Genomic DNA, 19,401 nt, shown 5'->3' on the forward strand with positions numbered 1-19,401 from the left:
CCTGGCTCAGACCGACTTCTTGTTCTGCCGGTTCTTGACGAGATCGTCGACCACCGCGGGATCGGCCAAGGTCGAGGTGTCGCCGAGGCTGCCGGGCTCGTCCTCGGCGATCTTGCGCAGGATGCGGCGCATGATCTTGCCGGAGCGGGTCTTGGGTAGGCCGGGCGCGAACTGGATCTGGTCGGGCGAGGCGATCGGGCCGATCTCCTTGCGCACCCAGGTGACAAGCTCCTTGCGCAAATCGTCGGTCGGCTCGACGCCGGCCATCAGGGTCACATAGGCGTAGATGCCCTGGCCCTTGATGTCGTGCGGGAAGCCGACGACGGCGGCCTCCGACACCTTCTCATGCGCGACCAACGCGCTCTCGACTTCGGCCGTGCCCATGCGATGGCCGGAGACGTTGATGACGTCATCGACGCGGCCGGTGATCCAGTAATAACCGTCAGCATCGCGTCGGCAGCCGTCGCCGGTGAAGTACTTGCCCTTGTAGGTCGAGAAATAGGTCTGCTCGAAGCGGGCGTGGTCGCCATAGACCGTGCGCATCTGGCCCGGCCATGATCGCGTCAGGCACAGATTGCCTGACGTCTCGCCGTCCAGCACCTTGCCGTCGGCGTCGACGATCTCAGGCACCACGCCGAAGAACGGCTGCGTCGCAGAGCCCGGCTTCAGCTTGGTCGCGCCCGGCAGCGGTGTGATCAAAATGCCGCCGGTCTCGGTCTGCCACCAGGTGTCGACGATCGGGCAGCGGTCGTCACCGACGACGCGGTGATACCACTCCCAGGCTTCCGGATTGATTGGCTCACCGACCGAGCCCAGCAGGCGCAAGCTGGCGCGCGAGGTCTTCTTCACGGGCTCGTCGCCGAACTGCATCAGCGCGCGGATCGCGGTCGGCGCGGTGTAGAAGATGTTGACCTTGTGCTTGTCGATGACGTTCCAGAACCGCGAATTATCCGGGTAATTCGGCACGCCTTCGAACATCAGCGTGGTCGCGCCGTTGGCGAGCGGTCCGTACAGAATGTAGCTGTGGCCGGTGACCCAGCCCACGTCGGCGGTGCACCAGTAGATGTCGCCGTCGTGATAATCGAAGACGTATTGATGCGTCATCGCGGCGAACAGGAGATAGCCGGCGGAGGTGTGCAGCACGCCCTTCGGCTGGCCGGTCGAGCCTGAGGTGTAGAGGATGAACAGCGGATCTTCGGCGTGCATGTGCTCGACCCGGCATTCCGTCGTCACCATCGCGGCAGCCTCGTGATACCAGAGGTCGCGCGTCGGGTTCATGTCGACCTTGCCGCCGGTGCGCTTGACCACGACGACCCAGTCGACGCCGTCTGCCTTGGCGAGCGCCGCGTCCACATTGGCCTTCAGCGGCACCCTCTTGCCGCCGCGCAGGCCTTCGTCCGCGGTGATGATCACCTTGGACTGGCAGTCGTTGATGCGCTGGGCGAGGCTGTCGGGCGAGAAGCCGGCGAACACCACGGAGTGAACCGCGCCGATCCGCGCGCAGGCCAGCATCGCGTAGGCCGCTTCCGGAATCATCGGCAGGTAGATGGTGACGCGATCGCCCTTCATGACGTTGCGGGTGCGCAGGATGTTGGCCATCCGGCAGACCTCGTCGTGCAGCTCCTTGTAGGTGATGTGCTTGGACTGCGAGGGATCGTCGCCTTCCCAGATGATCGCGGTCTGGTTGGCGCGGGTGTGGAGATGCCGGTCGATGCAGTTATGGGCGACGTTGAGGACGCCGTCCTCGAACCATTTGATCGAGATGTTGCCGGGCGCGAAGGAGACGTTCTCGATCTTCGTCGGCGCGTGCATCCAGTCGACGCGCTTGGCCTGCTCGGCCCAGAAGGCGTTCGGGTCCGAGATCGAGCGGGCGTACATGTCCTTGTACTTGGCCTGGTCGATCCAGGCGCGCTTCGCCCATTCCGCGGGGACGTCGTAGATCTTCTTGGACATGTTTCCCTCCCTCCACATACGGCAAGCCGAGCACGGGCCACTGGCGAGCCGGCTTGATCGTTGAGCTGATTATGCGTCGGGCTAACCGGACCCGACAAGGTGCACAAGCTGGACCTTCGGCGAGCGCCCGGCCAGGCGAAGGATCAAGGCCATCGGGCCGGACTGTCGCAGATCTGGAACAGGCCGGGGCGGCTTTCGGGCCTTTGCCCAAACCCTCGGAACAGGCCGCCGCAGAGCCCCATGCATTCGCCAGAGGTATTTAGAAACCGCACCTCACTGATTCGGGACTCGCAATGCCGTTCGGAACACCCTAAGTGGCTAACCCGGGTCCAACGAGACCCTTGGAACAAAGATCAGAACAGCGGCATTGACCGATAACAGACAGGGCTAAGGCTTAAGACTATGATGGATCAGCAGAATTTCGGGACGATACGGCCCGCTTCAGCCGATCCTGCAGCCGTTGCGCTGGCCAAAGCACTCGGACAATGGCCGAAACCGGCAGGTTCCGCCCGTCTTAGCCCGAAAAAAGCGTTCGACACGGCGCCTGCTGCAACGGTCGAGGCGCTCGCCAAGGAACTGGGCCTGCGGCTCGGCGACCAGAACGAGCTGAAGATCCGGCGCATCAAGCGCGGCAAGGGCTATTCCTTCGTCCGTCCCAATGGCGCGCATATCCGCGATGCCCGCACCATCCGCCGGCTGCATTCCATGGCGGTGCCGCCGGCCTATCGCGAGGTGCGCTACTCGGCCGATCCGAGCTCGCATCTCCAGGCGGTGGGACGCGATGCCGCGGGCCGGCTGCAATATCGCTATCACGCCGATTGGGAGAAGGTCCGCGAGCAACGCAAGGCGCATCGGCTGGAGAAACTCGTCGGCGCGCTGCCAAAGATCCGGCGCAAGGTTTCGGCGTTCCTGTCGGGCGAGGAGCCGACGCGCGAGTTCGCGCTCTCGGCCGTGATCGAACTGATTGCGCGCACCGCGATCCGCCCCGGCAATGAATCCTATGCCCGCCTCAACGGCACCCGTGGCGCCACCACGCTGCTGAAGTCCAATGTCTCGCTGGAAGACGACAGCTTGGTGCTGACCTTCAAGGCCAAGGGCGGCAAGGCGGTGCGCAAAGAGTGCGATGCGGCCAAGCTGGTGCGTGCCATCGGCATTTTGCAGGGCGTTCCTGGCAAGCGCATGTTCCAGTATCGCGATGCCTACGGCGTCGTGCGTGCGGTGAACACCACGCAGGTGAACGCGTTTCTGCGCGAGATCGCCGGCATCAAGATCTCGCTGAAGGATTTTCGCACGCTGATGGCATCGGCCGTCGTCGTGGAATCGTTGTCGCGGATCACCCCGGCGACCAGCCAGCACGGCCGCAAGAAGCAGGTGCTGGAAGCGATCCGCGCCGCCGCCGACCAGCTCTCCAATACGCCGGCGATCTGCCGCAAGAGTTATGTCCACGACACCATCGTCACCGCGTTCGAGGACGGCATCCTCGAACGCTTCGCCGCGACCATGAAGGGCCAGCGCTCGCAGGCCAGGCGCGAGCAACTTTTGCAGCAGGTGGTGGCGACGGCGGCGGTCTGACCTTCTCCCGTCGCTACGCCTTATTGGAAACACCCCTGTCGGGACCGGGATCGCCGCCTGCGGCCGCGGTCGTGAGCCGTTCCAGATAATGCGTCCATCCCGTCGCGTGGGCGGCAGCCTGTTCCTCGGTCGGCAGTCCGCTATGGGTCATGCGCAGCAGCGTGCCGCCGTCGCGTTCGATCAGGTCGATCTCGATCAGGCTCGAGCCGGGCGGCACTTCCTGGCCGCTCTCCCATCCAAAAGTGTAGGCGAGACGATGCACCGGCACGACTTCGCGGAACGCGCCGCGGGCGACGCCGCTGCGCGGGCCGATGCCTTTGAGCAGATACAGCCCGCCGGGATGCGGCTCAGTGGTCGCGTCGGAGCCCATCCAGCTCAAAATCTTCTCGGGGTCGGTCAGGTAAGCGAAAACGGTGGCGCGTGGGGCTGCGATCTGGGTCTCGCGTCGCACTATGAAGGGTTCGGTCATCGGCTATCATCCCTGGGCTGACACTGGGACATGGCGGCGCTCGCGCGGCCCGTCAAGGATTGCCCGTGACAAAGGACGGCCTGCCTTCGTCATGATCGGACCATGCACCTCTCGCCGACGCTCGCCTGGCTTGTCGATGCCGCCGCCGATAGCGCCGGGGCCGACCGCCTGCTCATGGAACTCGGCGCACATCTAGTCGCCGACGGCGTGCCGCTCGCGGCGGGCAGCCTGACGCTGGAGGTGCCACATCCGCTGATCGCGAAGCGGACCTGGTTGTGGCGCGCGGAGAGCGGCCGGGTGATCGAAGCGCTTGGCTTCGCACCTGGCGGCCTCGCGCCCGACACGCCCAACGATGCCGGCCGCCGCTGGCTGCGCGACATCGCGGACGGTGAGGTGCACGAAGACGCGGTCGGACCGCCCGATGGGCCTTTGCTCGGCTGGATCGGGCCGCGTCCGTTCACCGCGGACGAGATCGAGCAATTGCGCCAGGCTGCGCGCTTTGCTGCGACGCCCCTTGCGGTGCTTGCCGTGCGTGCAACGTTGCGCGCGACGTTGGATGCCTATCTCGGCAAGCGCAGTGCGGAGCGGGTACTGGCGTCACCCCTGCGGCGCGATCTCGGCGAGACCATACAGGCCGCGCTGCTCTATGCCGATCTGCGCAACTTCACGCTCCTGTCGGAAACCACGCCGCCTGCCGATGTCATCGCGGCGCTCGATGCCTGGTTCGATCGCATTGCCGGCGCGGTTCACGCCTTCGGCGGCGAGGTGCTGAAATTCATCGGCGACGGTGTGCTCGCGATCTTTCCGGTGGTCGAGGCGTCTCCGCGCCACGCGTGCGATGCGGCTCTGCGTGCCGCGAGCGCAGCCGAAGCCGGGATGGCGTATCTCAACGCGGAGCGCCGTGCCCAAGGTCTGCCGCCGCTCGCGTTCGGCGCGGCGCTGCATCTCGGCGGGATGCTGTGGCGCAATATCGGCGCCGCCAACCGGCTCGATTTCACGGCGATCGGTCCCGCCGTCAATCTCGCCAGCCGCCTCGAAGGATTGTGTAAGCCGCTCGGCAGGACGGTTCTGGTGTCCGGCGCGCTCGCCGCGGAGACGGACATGCCTCTGATCGCGCTCGGGCCGCATTCGCTACGCGGCATCGCTGCGCCATGCGAGGTGTTTGCGTTGCCGGAGACGCAAGCTCGGATATCGTAGCGCTGATGGAGCAAAGCGAATCCCGGATCGGACTACACACCTGCAATTGCAGCAACTACATCCCACCCATCTTGCAGACGAGCTTCCATTCCTCGGGCGTCACCGGCTGCACCGAGAGGCGCGAATACTTCACCAGCGCCATGTCGGCGAGTTTCTTCTCGGCCTTGATCGTGGCCATCGTTACCGGCGTCTTCAAGGGTTTGTCGGCCTTGATGTCGACGCAGACGAATTTTGCGGTCTTGTCGGTCGGATCGGGATAGGCTTCCTTGATGATCTCCGCGATGCCGACGATCTCCTTGCCCTCGTTGGAATGATAGAAGAACGCCTTGTCGCCCTTCTTCATGTTCACGAGGTTTATGCGCGCGGTGTAATTGCGCACGCCGGTCCAGGCTTCGCCCTTGGCGCCCTTCGCCACCTGCTGGTCCCAGGACCACACCGACGGTTCGGATTTCACCAGCCAGTAGTTCATCGCAAACTCACCTCATTGTTGTTGGACCGGGATCCCTGCGGTTCGCCGCTAGGCTAAACCAGCGCGCACAGGTCGTTAAGTGCAACCTGCGACGCGGTAGAGGCCGCCGTCATTCCTCGGCCTTGAACGGCCTTGTCAGCAGCCCTTCGATCGCGGCGTCAATCGTCAACCGGCCATCCAGGATGGCAGCCACTGCCTGGGAGACCGGCATGTCGACGTGCCGCGCGGCCGCGAGCTCGACCAGCACCGGCGCAGTGAATGCACCTTCCGCAAGCTTGCCCGCCGGCGCCGCCTCTCCGCGACCGAGCGCGATCCCGAGAGCGAAATTGCGCGATTGCGCGGTCGAACAGCTCAGGAGCAGGTCGCCGAGACCGGAGAGGCCGGAGAGCGTTTCCGTGCGCGCGCCACAGGCGCGGCCGAGCCGTGCCAGCTCGCTGAAGCCGCGCGTGGTCAGTGCGGCGAGCGCGGAGGCGCCGAGCTTGCGGCCGACCACGATGCCGGCGGCAATCGCCAGCACGTTCTTGGCCGCGCCGCCGATCTCGACGCCGCGGACATCCGTTGTGTGATAGGGCCGGAAGGTTGCCGAGCCCAGCGCCTGCACGAGGCTGCTGGCCAGCGCTTCTTCCACCGCCGCCAGCGTTACCGCAGTCGGCAGGCCACGCGCGACGTCGTCGGCAAAGCTTGGGCCCGACAGGATCGCCGGCTGCGCATGAGGCGCGGCCTCCGCGATCACGTCGGTCATGAATTTGTGCGTGCCGTGCTCGATGCCCTTGGCGCAGGCGACGATCGGCACCGGCTTTGCGAGGTGCGCCGCCAGCATGTTGACCGCGCCGCGCAGATGCTGCGCCGGCGTTGCGATCAGCAGCATGTCCGCGCGCGCCGCCATGGTGAGATCGCTCGTGACGATGATCTCCCGCGCGATCGGCACGCCGGGCAGCCGCGGATTGTCGCGGGTCGATGCGATTCGCGTCGCATGCTCGGGGTTGCGAGCCCAGAGCGTCACGTTTCGTCCGGCTCGCGCCGCCACAGTCGCGAGCGCCGTGCCCCAGGCGCCTGCACCGATCACCGCGACGGATCGGAACGCTGTCATTGCTTAGTATCCCGCCCGCGTTTTGCCGTACCCGGCCGGTGCCGTCGCGTTCGCATCGAGCGACCAGCGCGCGCGGGGCTGCGCTTCCATCGTGTCGGTCATGCCGAGCGCGAGACGTTCGGCGCCGGCCCAGGCGATCATCGCGCCGTTGTCGGTGCAGAGTGCGGGCGGTGGCATGATCAGTTGCGTTCCGGCTTTCCTCGCAACGTCATGGAGAGCGCCGCGGATCGCCTGGTTGGCGGCGACACCCCCGGCCGCCACCAGCGCACGCGGCGCGCCGAACTGCTCGCGGAAAAATTTGAGACCGACGCTCAACCGGTCCGCGGTGGCGTCGAGCACGGCAGCCTGAAAACTCGCGCAGAGATCGCTGACGTCCTGCGGCGTGATCTCAGTCAGCCGGCTCGCTTCGTTCCGCACCGCCGTCTTCAATCCCGACAACGAGAAATTGGCGTCGGGGCGTCCCTGCATCGGCCGCGGAAACGCAAATCGCCCCGGATCGCCGCCTGTTGCCGCGCGTTCGACCTGCGGGCCGCCCGGATAGGGCAGGCCCAGCATCTTCGCGACCTTGTCGAAGGCCTCGCCGATCGCGTCGTCCACGGTGGTGCCGAGCCGCACATACTCGCCAACGCCGGTGACCGCAACGATCTGGGTATGGCCGCCCGAGGCGAGAAACAGGCAATAGGGAAATTCGAGTGCATCGGTGAGGCGCGGCGTCAGCGCATGCGCTTCGAGGTGGTTCACCGCCACCAGCGGCGTGTCGTGCACCATCGCGATCGCCTTCGCGGTGGTGAGACCGACGATAACGCCGCCGATCAATCCAGGGCCCGCGGCGGCCGCGACACCGTTGAGCTGGGCGAAGTCGATGCTGGCCTCGTGCATGGCGCGGTCGATGATGCCGTCGAGCAGGTCGACATGGGCGCGTGCGGCGATCTCCGGCACGACGCCGCCGAAACGGGCATGCTCCTCGACCTGCGACCGCACGATATTGGACAGGATCTTGCCGCTGCCGTCAGGCGTGCGCTCGATCACGGCCGCGGCGGTCTCGTCGCAGGTGGTTTCTATGCCCAGTACCAGCATTGGCGAATTGGTATCCAATCTGCGCCCTTCTCACCCCTTGCGCTCATCCGCAAAGCAGAGTTCTGGTACGTCCGGTAGCATTCCGGGGTCGGCTTGCGCAATCGCCACGCGCAGCTCTCCTCGTGAATGCGTCACCGCCACGTGCCTGGAACCAAGCGATGTCCATTCTTGTCACACGGCCGCATCCTGACAATGTGGCGACAGCGGAAAATCTGCGCGCGCGGGGTCATGTGGTGCTGCTTGCGCCGGTGCTCAAGTTCGAGCCGGTCGCCTTTCATGACGAGAGTGAGACGGGCTACAGCGCCGTCATCGTCACGTCGGCCAATGCGATCCGTGCCGTCGCACCGCAATTGCCGGACCTTGGCCTCCTGGAGCTGCCGCTGTTTGCGGTCGGCGAGCACACCGCCGCCGCGGCGCGCGATGCCGGCTTTGCCGAGGTGGTGGTCGCCGGCGGCGATGCCGCGGCCTTGCGCGACAAGGTGATGCAGAGCGCGCGCAACAAGCGGCTGAAGAAAAAGAGCACGCTGCTTTATCTCGCGGGCGCGGATCTGTCGCGCGACCTCAGTGATGAGCTGGGCGCCGAAGGATTTAGCATCGTCACGCAGACGACCTATCGCATGGTCCCGGTCAAGCTGTTGCCGCGCGATGTCTGTGAGGGCTTTGCCGCCCATGGGATCGAGGCGGTGCTGCATTACTCCCGGCGCAGCGCGCGGGCTTTCCTGGAGGCCGCGCGGGGTGAAGGTGTCGAAATCTCGGCTCTGGCGATCCCGCAATGCTGCCTGTCCGAGACGGTCGCAGGCATACTGCGCGAGGCCGGTGCCTCGCAGGTTCTGGTGGCCGCGACGCCGGACGAAAATGCCTTATTTGACTCCTTGGAGCGTGCTTTGCGCACCCGTTTGGCGTAAGAGGTCGGGCCGAATCCGACGCAATCGGGTTCGTTTAGGGCATGTAAGTGTGAGGAACCGTCACGATGGCCGACGACAAGCCTGAAGACGCAGGATTGGCTCCCGAGTCCAGCCGTGCCAAGCGCACCCCGCCCACCATCGACCTCGAGGCAACCGAAGTCTCCACCCAGCCGCAGGAGGTGGCGGGCCAGCCGCAGGCTGCGGCGACCGAACAGGCCGCGCAGGAGCAGGCCAAGTCTCAGGCCAGGTCTCAGGCCAAGTCTGAAGAGGTCAAGCCCGAAGAGGCCAAGTTCGACGAAGCTAATGCCGAGCCGCAGCCCGAACCTGCCGAGGAGCGGTCTTCCGTTGCGTCCGCGTCCGTATCGCCATCGATTTCACCTTGGATTATCGCTCCGTTCTCCGGCGCGGTCGCAGCCGCAATTGTGATCGCCGTCGGCTGGATGCTGGGCTGGCCTGCCGTGCAGGCGCCGCCGGCCGCTCCGCAAGTGACAGGCGCAACGGTCGATGCGCTGAGCGGGCGCGTTGCCGCGGTCGAAGCCAAGGCGGGCAAGCCTGCCGCCGATCCGGCCATGCTGGCGCGGATCGATGCGCTGGAGAAATCCGCAACCGGCCTGCGCAGCGACATCGCCAATCTGCGCGCGCAGTCCGACAAGACCGCGGGCGCCCTGAACGACGCGAAATCGGCGCCGCCACCTGCCGCGCCCGATCTTGCCGCTCTCAACGACCGCCTCGCGCAGCTCGAGCGTGCCACCAAGACCGAACGTGCCGAGCTCGCGCAGCAGGGCGAGAAGATTGCCGATGCGAGGACGATGGACGACAAGCCGCTGCGCCATGTGGTCGCGGCGGCCCTGCTCGACGTCGCCGTTCGCCACGGCGACGCTTACGAATCGCAGCTCGCCGCGGCGCGGTCGCTTGCGGCAAAGCCCGATATGCTGAAGCCGCTCGACACCTTTGCATCGTCCGGTATTCCGACGCCGGTCGCGCTGAGCCGCGAGCTCCTCAACATCGTGCCAAAACTGTCGCCGCCGCCGGAAACCCCGGCCAGCAGCGCAGGCATCGTCGAGCGCCTTCAGGCGGGGGCGTCAAAACTCGTTCGCATCGAACGTACCGACGGAATCGGCAGCGATCGCGGCGCTATCGTCTCGAGGGTGACGGCCGCAGCGCTTCGCAACGATTTCGTGGAAGCTCGGCGCGAGGTGAAGACGCTGCCGGAGGCCGACCGCGCACCGGCGCAGGCTTGGCTCGACAAGGCCGATGCCCGCGACGCCGCGCTCGCGGCGTCCCGCAAACTCGCCGACGATGCCATGGCGGATCTCGTCAAGCCTGGTCAATAAAGGTTCGCGCAATAATCGGCGCGTATAGGGATCGTCATGCTTCGCATCGTCCTCTTCCTTGTCCTGATCGCGCTGGCGGCGGCCGGCGCGGCCTGGGTCGCCGACCAGCCCGGCGATCTCGTCCTGACCGCAGGCGCTTTCCGCGCCACAACGACGTTGCCCAGGTTCGTGTTCTTGCTCGGCCTCTTTGCCGCGGCAGTCGTGCTCGTCTGGAGTCTCCTGACGATGATCTGGCGCGCGCCGGGGCGTCTGCGCCGCCGTCGTCACGAGAAGCGTCACGCCCGCGGCCGTCACGCCATCACCCACGGCCTGCTCGCGATCGGCCATGGCGACACCGCGCTTGCTCGTCGCCACGCCGACACGGCGCGGCGGCTGGCCGCGAACGACCCGCTCGCACTTCTCTTGCATGCGCAATCCGCGCAGCTCGAAGGCAATCGCGACGAAGCCCAGCGCGTCTTCCGTGCCATGGCCGAGCGCGAGGACACGCGCCTGCTCGGCTTGCGCGGCCTGTTCATCGAGGCGCAGCGCGCCGACGATGCGGTCGGCGCGGTGATGATCGCCGAGGAAGCGATCAAGCTGTCGCCGTCCTCGACCTGGGCCTCGCATGCGGTGCTCGGCTTCCGCTGCGCGCGCGGTGACTGGAGCGGCGCGCTCGCGATCCTCGATTCGAATCTGTCCGCGGGCCTGATCGACAAGCAGTCCTATCGCCGCCAGCGCGGCGTGCTGCTCGCCGCACGCGCGCTGGAATTGGAAACGATGGACCGCGACGTCGCGCGCGAGAGCGTGATGGAGGCGATCAAGCTCGCGCCGACCCTGGTCCCGGCCGCAGTGCTTGCCGCAAAATTCGAGAGCGAGGCGCATCAAGTGCGCCGCGCCATGAAGCTGGTGGAAGCCGCCTGGCTGGCCAATCCGCATCCCGACCTCGCGGATGCCTATGCGCATGTGAAGCTCGGCGATTCCGCACGGCAGCGCCTGCAGCGGGTCGAGACGCTTGCGGCCAAGATTCCTGCCGACAAGGCTGGTTATGTCGAGGGCCAGCTCGCGATCGCGCGCGCCGCGATCGATGCGTCCGAGTTTGCCCGTGCGCGCGACGTGCTGGCGCCTTACGTCAACGATCCGACCCAGCGCGTGGCGCTGCTGATGGCCGAGATCGAGCGCACCGAGCACGGTGACGGCGGCCGGGCCCGCGCCTGGACCTTGCGCGCGGTGCGCGCCCGCCACGATCCGGCCTGGACCGCGGACGGCTATGTCAGCGAGCGCTGGCGTCCGGTTTCCCCGGTCACCGGCCGCCTTGACGCGTTCCAGTGGCAGACGCCGGTCGCGAGTCTTCCTTCCGGCAAGGGCGACACGATCGAATCCTCGGCCTTCGAGGAAGCCATGCTGGCGGCACCGCCGCCGAAGCGGGTGACGGCGCCCCCGAGCGAAAGCCCGGCGGAACCGCCGGTAACGGCGCCGGATCCGGTGCCTGCCGCACAGGACAATTCGCCTCCCGAAGCCACAGAGGCCGCCAACGAGGAGCCGGTCGCCACGTCCGCCGAGCCGGTTAAGCCGGCCCCTGAGATCGCCGAATCATCGCCAGCGGTAGCAACGCCGGTGTTCCGGGCCCGCGCCGACCTCGGCAAGCCGGCACCAGCGCCTATTCCCGCCGTCATCCCGATCATCCGCGCCCCGGATGATCCCGGGATCGACGACGAGGGTCCGAGCGATGAATTTACCGAACAAATCGGCACGGCCAAGGTCCAGGCCGGCGGCTGGCGCGGATTCTGGTCCCGCTGGGGCGGGTGAGCGGCATTTCGAAGCCGGCTCCACCTTGCCAATTCGGGCCATGCCCGATATCACGAGCGCGCGTATCGGGACCGGCATTGCCGTGTTCCGGCAGGGTTCGCCGCAATAGCTCAGTTGGTAGAGCACGTCATTCGTAATGACGGGGTCGGGGGTTCGAATCCCTCTTGCGGCACCAGCGCCTCAGTTTGTCCAGCCCGTGTCCAGCCCGGAGACATCGGTAACAGGTTGTACCTAAGACATGGGTGACAACCTCGTGCCGAACGGGTTGTCGAGGGGTTGCAGGGTTTTCTGCTCCAGGTCGAAATATCCCAAATCATAGTGCATGAAGCTGACGAGCCAAATGCCGTCGTCGACCTCCTTGATGCCGAGTTTGCCGGCCAGCATGAGTGATCGTGATCACATAACCTCGCGATCGGCTCCCGTAGTGTCCGGCTCACGCCAAACACGGGGAGAATTCATATGCGCAAGATCATTCTGGTGGCCGCCGCCATGGTGCTGGCCTCCGCATCTGCCCAGGCCGGCGGCCCGCGCGGCTTGTCACTGGCCTCGACCAACGAACAGGCTTCGGCTCCGCAAACCACGGCGACAACGAGCGCGCCGACGCAGGTGAGCGAAGCAGCGCCAGCCGCCGAAGCTCCGAAATATCTCGATCGCCCGCCCGCGATTTCGCTCACGGCCCCTGCTGCGACCGCGCCGACCACGACGACCTCAGCGCCCGCTACGGCCCAACCCCGCCGCGAAGTCCACCGCGAAGGCGGACAAGCCGAAGCACAACCGCAGCTGGACCGAAGGTCGCATCATCGGCGAGCTGCATCGCCACGGCATCTATTGGTAAGGTGTCTTTGGTCCCAAAAGCATATGGCCGGGACTAGCCCGGCCATGACGCAAGAGTTTTTGATCTGATCGGGCGCGTTACTGCGAAACCGTCTGCACCACGTTTCCGATCGGACGCGCGCTCGAGGTCGGTACCTTCAGGTCCTTCAGCAGCGCCTCGTCGTACTCCGGCAGCGTCTGGAAGGTGGTCTTCGCCTTGATCTGCACGATTTTGTAGCCGCCGGCCTTGAGCCGTGCGAGCAGCGTCGGCAGTGCCTCGCCGGTGTGCTTCTGAAAGTCGTGCATCAGGACGATGCCCTTGCCGAGCTTGTCGAGCTTGGTCATCACCGTCTCGACGATCTTCTCGGGGGTAGCGCCCTTCCTGAAGTCAAAAGAATCGAGATCTGTCGACCACATCGCGACGTTGCGGGTGCCGAGATAGCTCACCATTGCCGGATTATGCTGAAGCTGCGGGAAGCGGAAGAACGGCGCAGGGTTGGTGCCGAGCGCGAGCTTCACCGCGCTGAACCCCTTCTCGATCTCGTCCTTGGCCTGCTGCTCCGTCAACTTCTTGCTGTTGAGATTGAGGTGCGACCAGGTGTGTGTGCCGACCGTGTGGCCCTGGGCCAGCACCTGGCGCAGGATTTCCGGATGGTAGGTCGCGTGCTTGCCGACCGAGAAGAACAGGCCCTTGGTGCATTCATCCGCAAGCGCCTTCAGCACCGCGGGCGTGTTGACCGGCCAGGGACTGTCGTCGAAGGTCAGCACGACCTCCTTGTCGGTGAGGAAGTCGAACTGCTTGAAGGTTTCGAAGCCGAAGCCGGGACCGCCGGTGGTGTCGATCTCGACCACGCGGGACACGCCCAGTGCATTCGGATTTGCGCAGGTCGATTTCTGCTGCACCGGCATGGCCGGGGCTGGCGCCGGAGCGGGTACCGCCGGCTTGCCGGCGATCGCAGCAGTGGTCTCGACGTCATCCCTGGCGGCGAGCTTTGCCGGTGCCGGCAGTTGATCGGCGGCACGGGCTGCAATTGTCTTGGGAGCGGCCTGATCGGCGCGCGAGGAATAATAAAACCAACCGCCGGCGGCAATCACGACCGCTGCAACTACACTGGCCAGCATCAGGCCCAACGCATTACGCATCGCTACTCTTTCCAATTACGCAACCAAACCTGCGGAATTTCCCGCTCGCCGATCCATTAATGCGAAGGATCGGTTAACGTGACACCAACACGACAGCGGATCAGAAGGAATTTCAGCGGGGTGCGCCAAAGTGACCGATGTCACAGAGCGGGGGCCGCCCGTGACCGTCATCACAGTCGAAACTGTTTTGCTGGAGCATCGTCGTTCCCATCAACAATGGGCCCGCTTCCGCGGTGCCAGTGGGAGCTTCAAATGACCAACTCGCTGAACACCAAGTCCTTGAGTAGCAAGATCCGCGACACCAGCCTGGCTCTGGGCTTTGCCGCAATCGTCTCGATCGCCTCAACCGGCTCGAGCTTCGCCTTCTCGTCCGAAGCGCAGCAGCAGTGCACCGGAGACGCCTTCCGCCTGTGCTCGTCGGAAATCCCCAACATCCCGAAGATCACGGCGTGCATGATGAAGCATCGTTCGGATCTGAGCGTCGGTTGCCGCGCGGTGATGGACAAGGATCTCGCCAAGGGTGGCGCGTCACGCAAGGTCGCTGACGCCCAGGACGGTCAGTAAGAGACGGTCAGTAACAGCAACGATAACGATCGTTGCGTCGGTTAGCTCCCCTCGCGATGTGCCCCGGCGTCAAGCCGGAGCCAGGCGGCGGCGCATACAGTCTGCGAATAAAGCCGTTGCGACCAGGAGATCGTCGCACTAGCTTCGCCCGCACGTTCTTCCGGGTAAGAGGCATTGCGCGATGACCAGATTTCTTTTCATTGTTTGTTTGATTGTGTGCGCATCGGGCGCGTCCGCGCAACAGCAGCCCGGACACGACGCCTGCGCACGCGACGTCACGCGCTTCTGCCGTCCGGTGATGAACAACGGCGATGGCGCCGTGCTCGCTTGCTTGAAGCAGAACCGTACCCGACTCGGCAAAGGCTGCGAGAAGGTGCTGACGGACCACGGGCAGTAGGACGCGGAGTCGGATTGCGAAAAACCTACGTGCTGCTGCCCGCCGCGGTCGCGACCACCGGTAGCACCTCTGTGCCGGCGCGATCCGGCGTGTCTTCTTTCCAGCGCACCGAGCCGAACGGGCGCTCCAGCATGCGGCGGATCCGCACCGGATCGGGCCCGATATGGAAGGCGATCGCCTCCTGATGCAGCGCGCGTTCGGACTGGGTCGAGCGGTTGCGCTGGCGCAGATAGTCGAGCCAGGTCGGACAGTGATAACGCTCGGTCCACAATTCGGGATCGGCGATGTCGCGCGCGATCGACCAGCCATAGGCGCCGTTGCGCTGCCTGGAGAGCTGCACGTCCTGCATCACGTTGTGAAAAGCGCGCGCGTTCTCTTGCGAGACGCGGTATTCGATCTCGACCACCAGCGGCCCGCTGCGCGCGGTGAGCGACAGTTTGACTTCCGGATCGGCCAGCACATCGGCGTCTTCGTTGCGGGCACCGACGCGCGGCATCGTGAGCCAGATCCCGAGCACCGGCGAGATCAGCATCAGGCCGGCGGCCGTCAGCAGCGCAACCTCGACACCGGCATAGTCGGTGAGATGGCCCCAGCCCCAGGCACCGATCGCGATGCCGCCGGAAATCGAGGCCTGGAACGCCGCGAGCGAGCGGCCGGCGACCCAGCGCGGCGCCGAGAGCTGCACGCCGATATTGAACAGCGCGACGGCGGCCATCCAGACTGCGCCTGCGAGCACCAGCGCAGCCGCCGTCAGCACCGGCTCGGTGCTGATCGCGAGCGCCGCCATCGCAAACGCCATCGAGATGGTGCAGGCGCGGATCGCGGCTTCGCCGCTCATGCGCTTGCGCAATTCGTGGATGTTGAGCGCTCCGATCACTGCGCCCATGCCGAAGGCGCCCAGCATGATGCCGTAGGTCTGCGCGCCGCCGTGCAGCAGGTCGCGCGCGACCAGCGGCATCAGCGCCATGATGGCGCCGCCAATCAGGCCCATCACCAGCGTGCGCAACAGCACGATCTTGATCGGCGGCGAATTGGTGATGTAGCGGAAGCCCGACACCATGGCGCGGTTGAGCTTCTCCCGCGGAAGACGCGAGGGCTCGTTGTTGCGTCGCCAGAGCAGCAGCACCACCAGCAGCGGCAGATAGAGGATCGCGTTACACGCAAACGCCGCCACCGAGCCGAGCGCGGCGACGATGACGCCGCCAACCGCAGGGCCGAAGCTGCGCGCGATGTTGTAGCTGATGCCGTTCAGCGCCACGGCCGAAGGTAGTGCATCGGGCGGCACCTGCTCGCTGACCGAGGACTGCCAGGCCGGACCGAACAGCGCGTTGCCGCTGCCGACCACGAAGCAGAAAGCGAGCAGCGTTTCCGGGGAGATGAGATTGAACCCGGCCAGGATCGTGAGCGCGGTCGCGCCAGTCAGCGCGATCACGAGCGCGATCAGGGTGACGATACGGCGGTCATACATGTCGGCGATGGCGCCCGCCGGCATCGAGATCAGCATGATCGGCAGCATCAGCGCGGTCTGCACCAGCGCCACCTTGTCCGCCGAGGCCGCCATCTGCGTCATTGCCCAGGCGGCGCCCACGCCCTGGATCAGCAGGCCGAGATTGGAGAGCAGGCTGGCGAGCCAGATGCGCCGGAACACGGTGTAACGCAGCGGCGCGGTGATGCCGTCGGCGTGAATTCTCTGACGGTTCGTCTGCTCGGTCATATCCCCTTCCAGGAGGTCTGGCAGAAGTGGCTTCAGCGATTCCGGTATGTTCAGTGATGCCCGCGAAAGTCCTTCGCTGTCCAGTGGTTAGGCCGGTATAAGCGGTGCAAAGAGATGGTTTTGCCGGGGAGGAACACATGGAGCTGTCGCGACGGATGATCTTGCAAGGTGCGGGCAGCCTGCCGTTCGCAATTGCGAGCTTGCGGGCGGGCGCGTTGGCCCAAACCGCCCCCGCCGCGCCGAGCGAGGTGCCGCCGATCCTGTTCGTCCATGGCAATGGCGAATACGACGCGCTCTGGATGACCACGATGTGGCGGATGGAATCCAACGGCATCGCGCGGGACCGCATGCAGGCGATCAATTTCACCGATCCCAATGCACGAAGCGACGACAAGGTCGAGCAAGCCGGCCGCTCCTCGACCGAGGACCAGCGCCGCGAACTCGCCGCCGCCATCGCCGAATTGAAGCGTCGGACCGGCGCATCCCGCGTGGCGCTGGTCGGCAGCTCGCGCGGCGGCTATGCGATCCGTAACGTGATCAAGAACGGCGGTGCCGGCGATGTCAGCCATGCCGTGCTGTGCGGCACGCCCAATCACGGCGTGTTCGCGACCGACGACCAGCTCAACAGCGAGTTCAACGGCCGCGGCGCATTCCTGCGCGGCCTGAACGATGGCGAGAGCGAGGTGACGCCGGGTGTTGCCTTTCTCACATTGCGCAGCGACGGCATGGACAAATACGCGCAGGCCGATGGCCGCTTCATCGGCAAGCCGGGCACGCCAACTGGCGTCACCGTTGAAGGTCCAGAGTTGAAGGGGGCCACCAATCTCGTGCTCGGCGCGCTTGATCATCGCGAGGTGGCGTTTCACCCTCGAGCCTTCCGCGAGATCTACAAATTTATCGCGGGACGTGAGCCCGCGCGCATCGCGATCGTGCCGGAGCAGAGCGTGAAGCTGGGCGGACTGGTGACGGGCACGCCGGGCGGCGCGCCGACCAATCGGCCGGTGGCGGGCGGAACCGTCGATGTCTTTCGCGTCGATCCTGAAACCGGTGAGCGCAAGGGCAATGCCGTGCACAGCGCGAAGACCGGTGCCGACGGCCGCTGGGGCGCGGCGCAGGTCGAGCCTTCCTGGTCGCTCGAGTTCGTCCTGACATCGCCGGATGCGCCGACAACGCACATCTACCGCTCACCCTTCCCCCGCTCGTCAGAAATTGTGCATCTGCGCGCCGCGCGTCCGCTCGGGCCCGCGGACAAGGACGCCGCGGCTGTCGTCATCCTGTCGCGTCCGCGCGGTTACTTCGGCTTGCCGCGCGACGTGGTGCTGCTCGACGGCAAGGGCCCGGCCGACATCAAATCGGGTGTGCCCACGGATTCGACAGCAACACTGCGCCTTCCGGCCGGCGACGTCGGGCGTAACATCGTGGCTCAATTCAACGAAGAACGAATTGTGGCACGCGCCTGGCCTGCCTCCGAGAACAGGATTGCGATTGCCGAGCTGACTTACTAGCTATTTGCCTGCGTCACCTCCGCGGGAGAGAGCCATGAATATCGCCAGCGTGCGTCGGCCCATCGTCCCTCCGACCCCCGCCGCGTGCGCCGGACGATATGTCGTTCCTCGGCCGGCTTGCGGTGATCAAGCGGAACATGATCGCGACCTGGGGACAGCGCGCTTATGAGGAAGACGTCATCCAGGGCCGCTTCTTCTTCCGCAACAGTTTTATCCTGAACCAGCCGGATGCGATCCGGCACGTTCTGCTCAGCAATTACGAGAATTATTCGCGCACCCCGGCGGGCATCCGCATGCTGCGTCCCGTGCTCGGCGAAGGTCTTCTGATTGCCGAGGGCCATGCGTGGACGCATCAGCGCCGCACCCTCGCGCCGGCGTTCACGCCGCGCGCGACGGCAAACCTCGTCCCGCCCATGACGGCGGTGCTCGACGAGACTATTGTGAAGCTGGATGCACGCACGAGCGAGCCGGTCGATCTGCGCGAGATCATGCAGCGCATGACGCTGGAGATCGCCGGACGCACCATGTTCTCGTTCGGCATGGACCGGCACGGCCCGACCTTGCGCAACTTCGTCATGGAGTACGGAGCACGGCTCGGGCGGCCGTACTTGCTCGACATGGTGCTGCCGCTGTCCTGGCCGAGCCCGATGGATTTTGCGCGCGCCCGTTTCCGCAAGCGCTGGACCGAGTTCGTCGCAATGCTGATCGCCGAGCGGCGTGAGATGGGCAAGAAGGACGGCGCGCCGCCGCGCGACCTGTTCGACCTCATGGACGAGGCGCGCGATCCTGAAACCGGCAAGGGCTTTTCCGACGAGCAACTTGTCGACGAAGTCGCGACCATGATCCTCGCGGGTCACGAAACCACGGCGACGGCACTGTTCTGGGCGCTCTATTTGCTCGCGCTCGATCCGGACACACAGGAGGAGGTCGCCTCCGAGACCCGTGGCGAGCACCTCGACAGCATGGCCGACATCGATCGCCAGAAGTTCACCCGCGCGGTGATCGAGGAGACCATGCGGCTTTACCCGCCGGCCTTCCTGATCGCCCGAGCTGCGCGCGAGAACGACAACGCGGCCGGGCGTCGAGATCGGCAAGGGCGACATCATCATGATCGCGCCGTGGCTGCTGCACCGGCACGAGAAGCTGTGGGATCAGCCGAATGCGTTCATTCCCAAGCGCTTCATGGCGAAAGAAGCGCCCGACCGCTTCGCTTATTTGCCGTTCGGCGCGGGGCCGCGCGTCTGCATCGGCGCTCCGTTCGCGCAAGCCGAATCCGTGCTGGCGCTGGGCCGGCTGATCGGCGCGTTCCGTGTCGAGCTTGCCGATACCGCAAATCCCGTGATCCCGCTCGGCGTCGTCACGACCCAGCCGGACCGTTCACCCCTGTTCCGCATTACGCGTCGGTGAGAGGCGC

16 protein-coding genes, 1 tRNA gene and 2 pseudogenes are annotated in these 19,401 nt (G+C 65.7%); 11 read left to right on the forward strand and 8 right to left on the reverse strand.

Annotated elements, in window-relative coordinates:
• Positions 1–6 precede the first annotated feature (6 nt).
• Positions 7–1,953 carry an acetate--CoA ligase gene (gene acs, locus ACVWW3_RS31600; protein WP_456647585.1) on the reverse strand — a complete coding sequence of 649 codons (1,947 nt, stop codon included), beginning with the start codon at positions 1,951–1,953 and terminating at the stop codon, positions 7–9.
• Between the two features lie 402 nt (positions 1,954–2,355).
• Between acs and ACVWW3_RS31605 the strand changes: the two genes are divergently transcribed.
• The gene (locus tag ACVWW3_RS31605; RefSeq protein ID WP_456672253.1) at positions 2,356–3,525 is read left to right on the forward strand and encodes a DNA topoisomerase IB; all 1,170 of its coding nucleotides are present in this window, start codon (positions 2,356–2,358) and stop codon (positions 3,523–3,525) included.
• Positions 3,526–3,538: 13 nt separating this feature from the next.
• Here ACVWW3_RS31605 and ACVWW3_RS31610 read toward each other — a convergent pair whose 3' ends face one another.
• Positions 3,539–3,994 carry an SRPBCC family protein gene (locus tag ACVWW3_RS31610; protein ID WP_456647584.1) on the reverse strand — a complete coding sequence of 152 codons (456 nt, stop codon included), beginning with the start codon at positions 3,992–3,994 and terminating at the stop codon, positions 3,539–3,541.
• Between the two features lie 102 nt (positions 3,995–4,096).
• Between ACVWW3_RS31610 and ACVWW3_RS31615 the strand changes: the two genes are divergently transcribed.
• A complete protein-coding gene (locus tag ACVWW3_RS31615; protein ID WP_456649711.1) occupies positions 4,097–5,191 on the forward strand; it encodes an adenylate/guanylate cyclase domain-containing protein in 1,095 nt (364 codons plus the stop codon).
• 55 nt (positions 5,192–5,246) lie between these two features.
• Here ACVWW3_RS31615 and ACVWW3_RS31620 read toward each other — a convergent pair whose 3' ends face one another.
• The 3 genes from ACVWW3_RS31620 to tsaD all read right to left on the reverse strand — a co-directional run bounded on the left by ACVWW3_RS31620 (position 5,247) and on the right by tsaD (position 7,827).
• A complete protein-coding gene (locus ACVWW3_RS31620; protein WP_247444168.1) occupies positions 5,247–5,660 on the reverse strand; it encodes an EVE domain-containing protein in 414 nt (137 codons plus the stop codon).
• Positions 5,661–5,769: 109 nt separating this feature from the next.
• The gene (locus ACVWW3_RS31625; protein WP_456647583.1) at positions 5,770–6,750 is read right to left on the reverse strand and encodes an NAD(P)H-dependent glycerol-3-phosphate dehydrogenase; all 981 of its coding nucleotides are present in this window, start codon (positions 6,748–6,750) and stop codon (positions 5,770–5,772) included.
• Positions 6,751–6,753: 3 nt separating this feature from the next.
• A complete protein-coding gene (gene tsaD / locus ACVWW3_RS31630; protein WP_456672254.1) occupies positions 6,754–7,827 on the reverse strand; it encodes a tRNA (adenosine(37)-N6)-threonylcarbamoyltransferase complex transferase subunit TsaD in 1,074 nt (357 codons plus the stop codon).
• A 158-nt stretch (positions 7,828–7,985) separates the two neighbouring features.
• Between tsaD and ACVWW3_RS31635 the strand changes: the two genes are divergently transcribed.
• From ACVWW3_RS31635 to ACVWW3_RS31650, 4 genes are all read left to right on the forward strand, one after another.
• Positions 7,986–8,732, forward strand: a complete 747-nt coding sequence (locus ACVWW3_RS31635; RefSeq protein ID WP_456647582.1) for a uroporphyrinogen-III synthase — start codon at positions 7,986–7,988, stop codon at positions 8,730–8,732.
• A gap of 65 nt (positions 8,733–8,797) precedes the next feature.
• Entirely contained in the window at positions 8,798–10,066 is a 1,269-nt protein-coding gene (locus ACVWW3_RS31640) for a COG4223 family protein (RefSeq protein ID WP_456647581.1), read from the forward strand.
• A 36-nt stretch (positions 10,067–10,102) separates the two neighbouring features.
• Positions 10,103–11,851: a heme biosynthesis HemY N-terminal domain-containing protein gene (locus ACVWW3_RS31645; RefSeq protein ID WP_456647580.1), complete on the forward strand. Its 1,749-nt coding sequence runs from the start codon at positions 10,103–10,105 to the stop codon at positions 11,849–11,851.
• A gap of 99 nt (positions 11,852–11,950) precedes the next feature.
• Positions 11,951–12,026: transfer RNA gene (locus ACVWW3_RS31650), tRNA-Thr, on the forward strand.
• 56 nt (positions 12,027–12,082) lie between these two features.
• Here ACVWW3_RS31650 and ACVWW3_RS31655 read toward each other — a convergent pair.
• A complete protein-coding gene (locus tag ACVWW3_RS31655) occupies positions 12,083–12,235 on the reverse strand; it encodes a hypothetical protein (RefSeq protein ID WP_456649836.1) in 153 nt (50 codons plus the stop codon).
• Between the two features lie 75 nt (positions 12,236–12,310).
• Here ACVWW3_RS31655 and ACVWW3_RS31660 point away from each other — a divergent pair.
• Positions 12,311–12,686 (forward strand): annotated as a pseudogene (locus ACVWW3_RS31660) (hypothetical protein).
• A 77-nt stretch (positions 12,687–12,763) separates the two neighbouring features.
• On the opposite strand, the gene ACVWW3_RS31665 reads toward ACVWW3_RS31660, so the two are convergent.
• Positions 12,764–13,807 carry a polysaccharide deacetylase family protein gene (locus ACVWW3_RS31665; protein WP_456647579.1) on the reverse strand — a complete coding sequence of 348 codons (1,044 nt, stop codon included), beginning with the start codon at positions 13,805–13,807 and terminating at the stop codon, positions 12,764–12,766.
• A 252-nt stretch (positions 13,808–14,059) separates the two neighbouring features.
• Here ACVWW3_RS31665 and ACVWW3_RS31670 point away from each other — a divergent pair, with 252 nt between their 5' ends.
• Together ACVWW3_RS31670 and ACVWW3_RS31675 are read left to right on the forward strand one after the other, a co-directional pair.
• Entirely contained in the window at positions 14,060–14,371 is a 312-nt protein-coding gene (locus ACVWW3_RS31670) for a hypothetical protein (protein ID WP_456647578.1), read from the forward strand.
• Between the two features lie 181 nt (positions 14,372–14,552).
• Positions 14,553–14,768: a hypothetical protein gene (locus ACVWW3_RS31675; RefSeq protein WP_354106548.1), complete on the forward strand. Its 216-nt coding sequence runs from the start codon at positions 14,553–14,555 to the stop codon at positions 14,766–14,768.
• A gap of 25 nt (positions 14,769–14,793) precedes the next feature.
• On the opposite strand, the gene ACVWW3_RS31680 is transcribed toward ACVWW3_RS31675, so the two are convergent.
• Positions 14,794–16,482 (reverse strand): MFS transporter, encoded by a 1,689-nt coding sequence (locus tag ACVWW3_RS31680; protein WP_456647577.1) that lies wholly within the window; start codon positions 16,480–16,482, stop codon positions 14,794–14,796.
• A gap of 137 nt (positions 16,483–16,619) precedes the next feature.
• Here ACVWW3_RS31680 and ACVWW3_RS31685 point away from each other — a divergent pair, with 137 nt between their 5' ends.
• Both ACVWW3_RS31685 and ACVWW3_RS31690 read left to right on the forward strand, forming a co-directional pair.
• On the forward strand, positions 16,620–17,987 hold the full coding sequence (locus tag ACVWW3_RS31685; protein ID WP_456672255.1) for a hydrolase: 1,368 nt from the start codon (positions 16,620–16,622) through the stop codon (positions 17,985–17,987).
• Between the two features lie 34 nt (positions 17,988–18,021).
• Positions 18,022–19,394 (forward strand): annotated as a pseudogene (locus tag ACVWW3_RS31690) (cytochrome P450).
• The last annotated feature ends 7 nt before the right edge of the window (positions 19,395–19,401 follow it).

The organism is Bradyrhizobium sp. LM2.9 (assembly GCF_054056555.1).

Excerpts from the sequence above, each read along its gene's own strand:
- acs (WP_456647585.1), bottom strand. The coding sequence starts at position 1,953 with ATGTCCAAGAAGATCTACGACGTCCCCGCGGAATGGGCGAAGCGCGCC.
- ACVWW3_RS31605 (WP_456672253.1), top strand. The coding sequence starts at position 2,356 with ATGATGGATCAGCAGAATTTCGGGACGATACGGCCCGCTTCAGCCGAT.
- ACVWW3_RS31610 (WP_456647584.1), bottom strand. The coding sequence starts at position 3,994 with ATGACCGAACCCTTCATAGTGCGACGCGAGACCCAGATCGCAGCCCCA.
- ACVWW3_RS31615 (WP_456649711.1), top strand. The coding sequence starts at position 4,097 with ATGCACCTCTCGCCGACGCTCGCCTGGCTTGTCGATGCCGCCGCCGAT.
- ACVWW3_RS31620 (WP_247444168.1), bottom strand. The coding sequence starts at position 5,660 with ATGAACTACTGGCTGGTGAAATCCGAACCGTCGGTGTGGTCCTGGGAC.
- ACVWW3_RS31625 (WP_456647583.1), bottom strand. The coding sequence starts at position 6,750 with ATGACAGCGTTCCGATCCGTCGCGGTGATCGGTGCAGGCGCCTGGGGC.
- tsaD (WP_456672254.1), bottom strand. The coding sequence starts at position 7,827 with ATGCTGGTACTGGGCATAGAAACCACCTGCGACGAGACCGCCGCGGCC.
- ACVWW3_RS31635 (WP_456647582.1), top strand. The coding sequence starts at position 7,986 with ATGTCCATTCTTGTCACACGGCCGCATCCTGACAATGTGGCGACAGCG.
- ACVWW3_RS31640 (WP_456647581.1), top strand. The coding sequence starts at position 8,798 with ATGGCCGACGACAAGCCTGAAGACGCAGGATTGGCTCCCGAGTCCAGC.
- ACVWW3_RS31645 (WP_456647580.1), top strand. The coding sequence starts at position 10,103 with ATGCTTCGCATCGTCCTCTTCCTTGTCCTGATCGCGCTGGCGGCGGCC.
- ACVWW3_RS31655 (WP_456649836.1), bottom strand. The coding sequence starts at position 12,235 with ATGCTGGCCGGCAAACTCGGCATCAAGGAGGTCGACGACGGCATTTGG.
- ACVWW3_RS31665 (WP_456647579.1), bottom strand. The coding sequence starts at position 13,807 with ATGCGTAATGCGTTGGGCCTGATGCTGGCCAGTGTAGTTGCAGCGGTC.
- ACVWW3_RS31670 (WP_456647578.1), top strand. The coding sequence starts at position 14,060 with ATGACCAACTCGCTGAACACCAAGTCCTTGAGTAGCAAGATCCGCGAC.
- ACVWW3_RS31675 (WP_354106548.1), top strand. The coding sequence starts at position 14,553 with ATGACCAGATTTCTTTTCATTGTTTGTTTGATTGTGTGCGCATCGGGC.
- ACVWW3_RS31680 (WP_456647577.1), bottom strand. The coding sequence starts at position 16,482 with ATGACCGAGCAGACGAACCGTCAGAGAATTCACGCCGACGGCATCACC.
- ACVWW3_RS31685 (WP_456672255.1), top strand. The coding sequence starts at position 16,620 with ATGGAGCTGTCGCGACGGATGATCTTGCAAGGTGCGGGCAGCCTGCCG.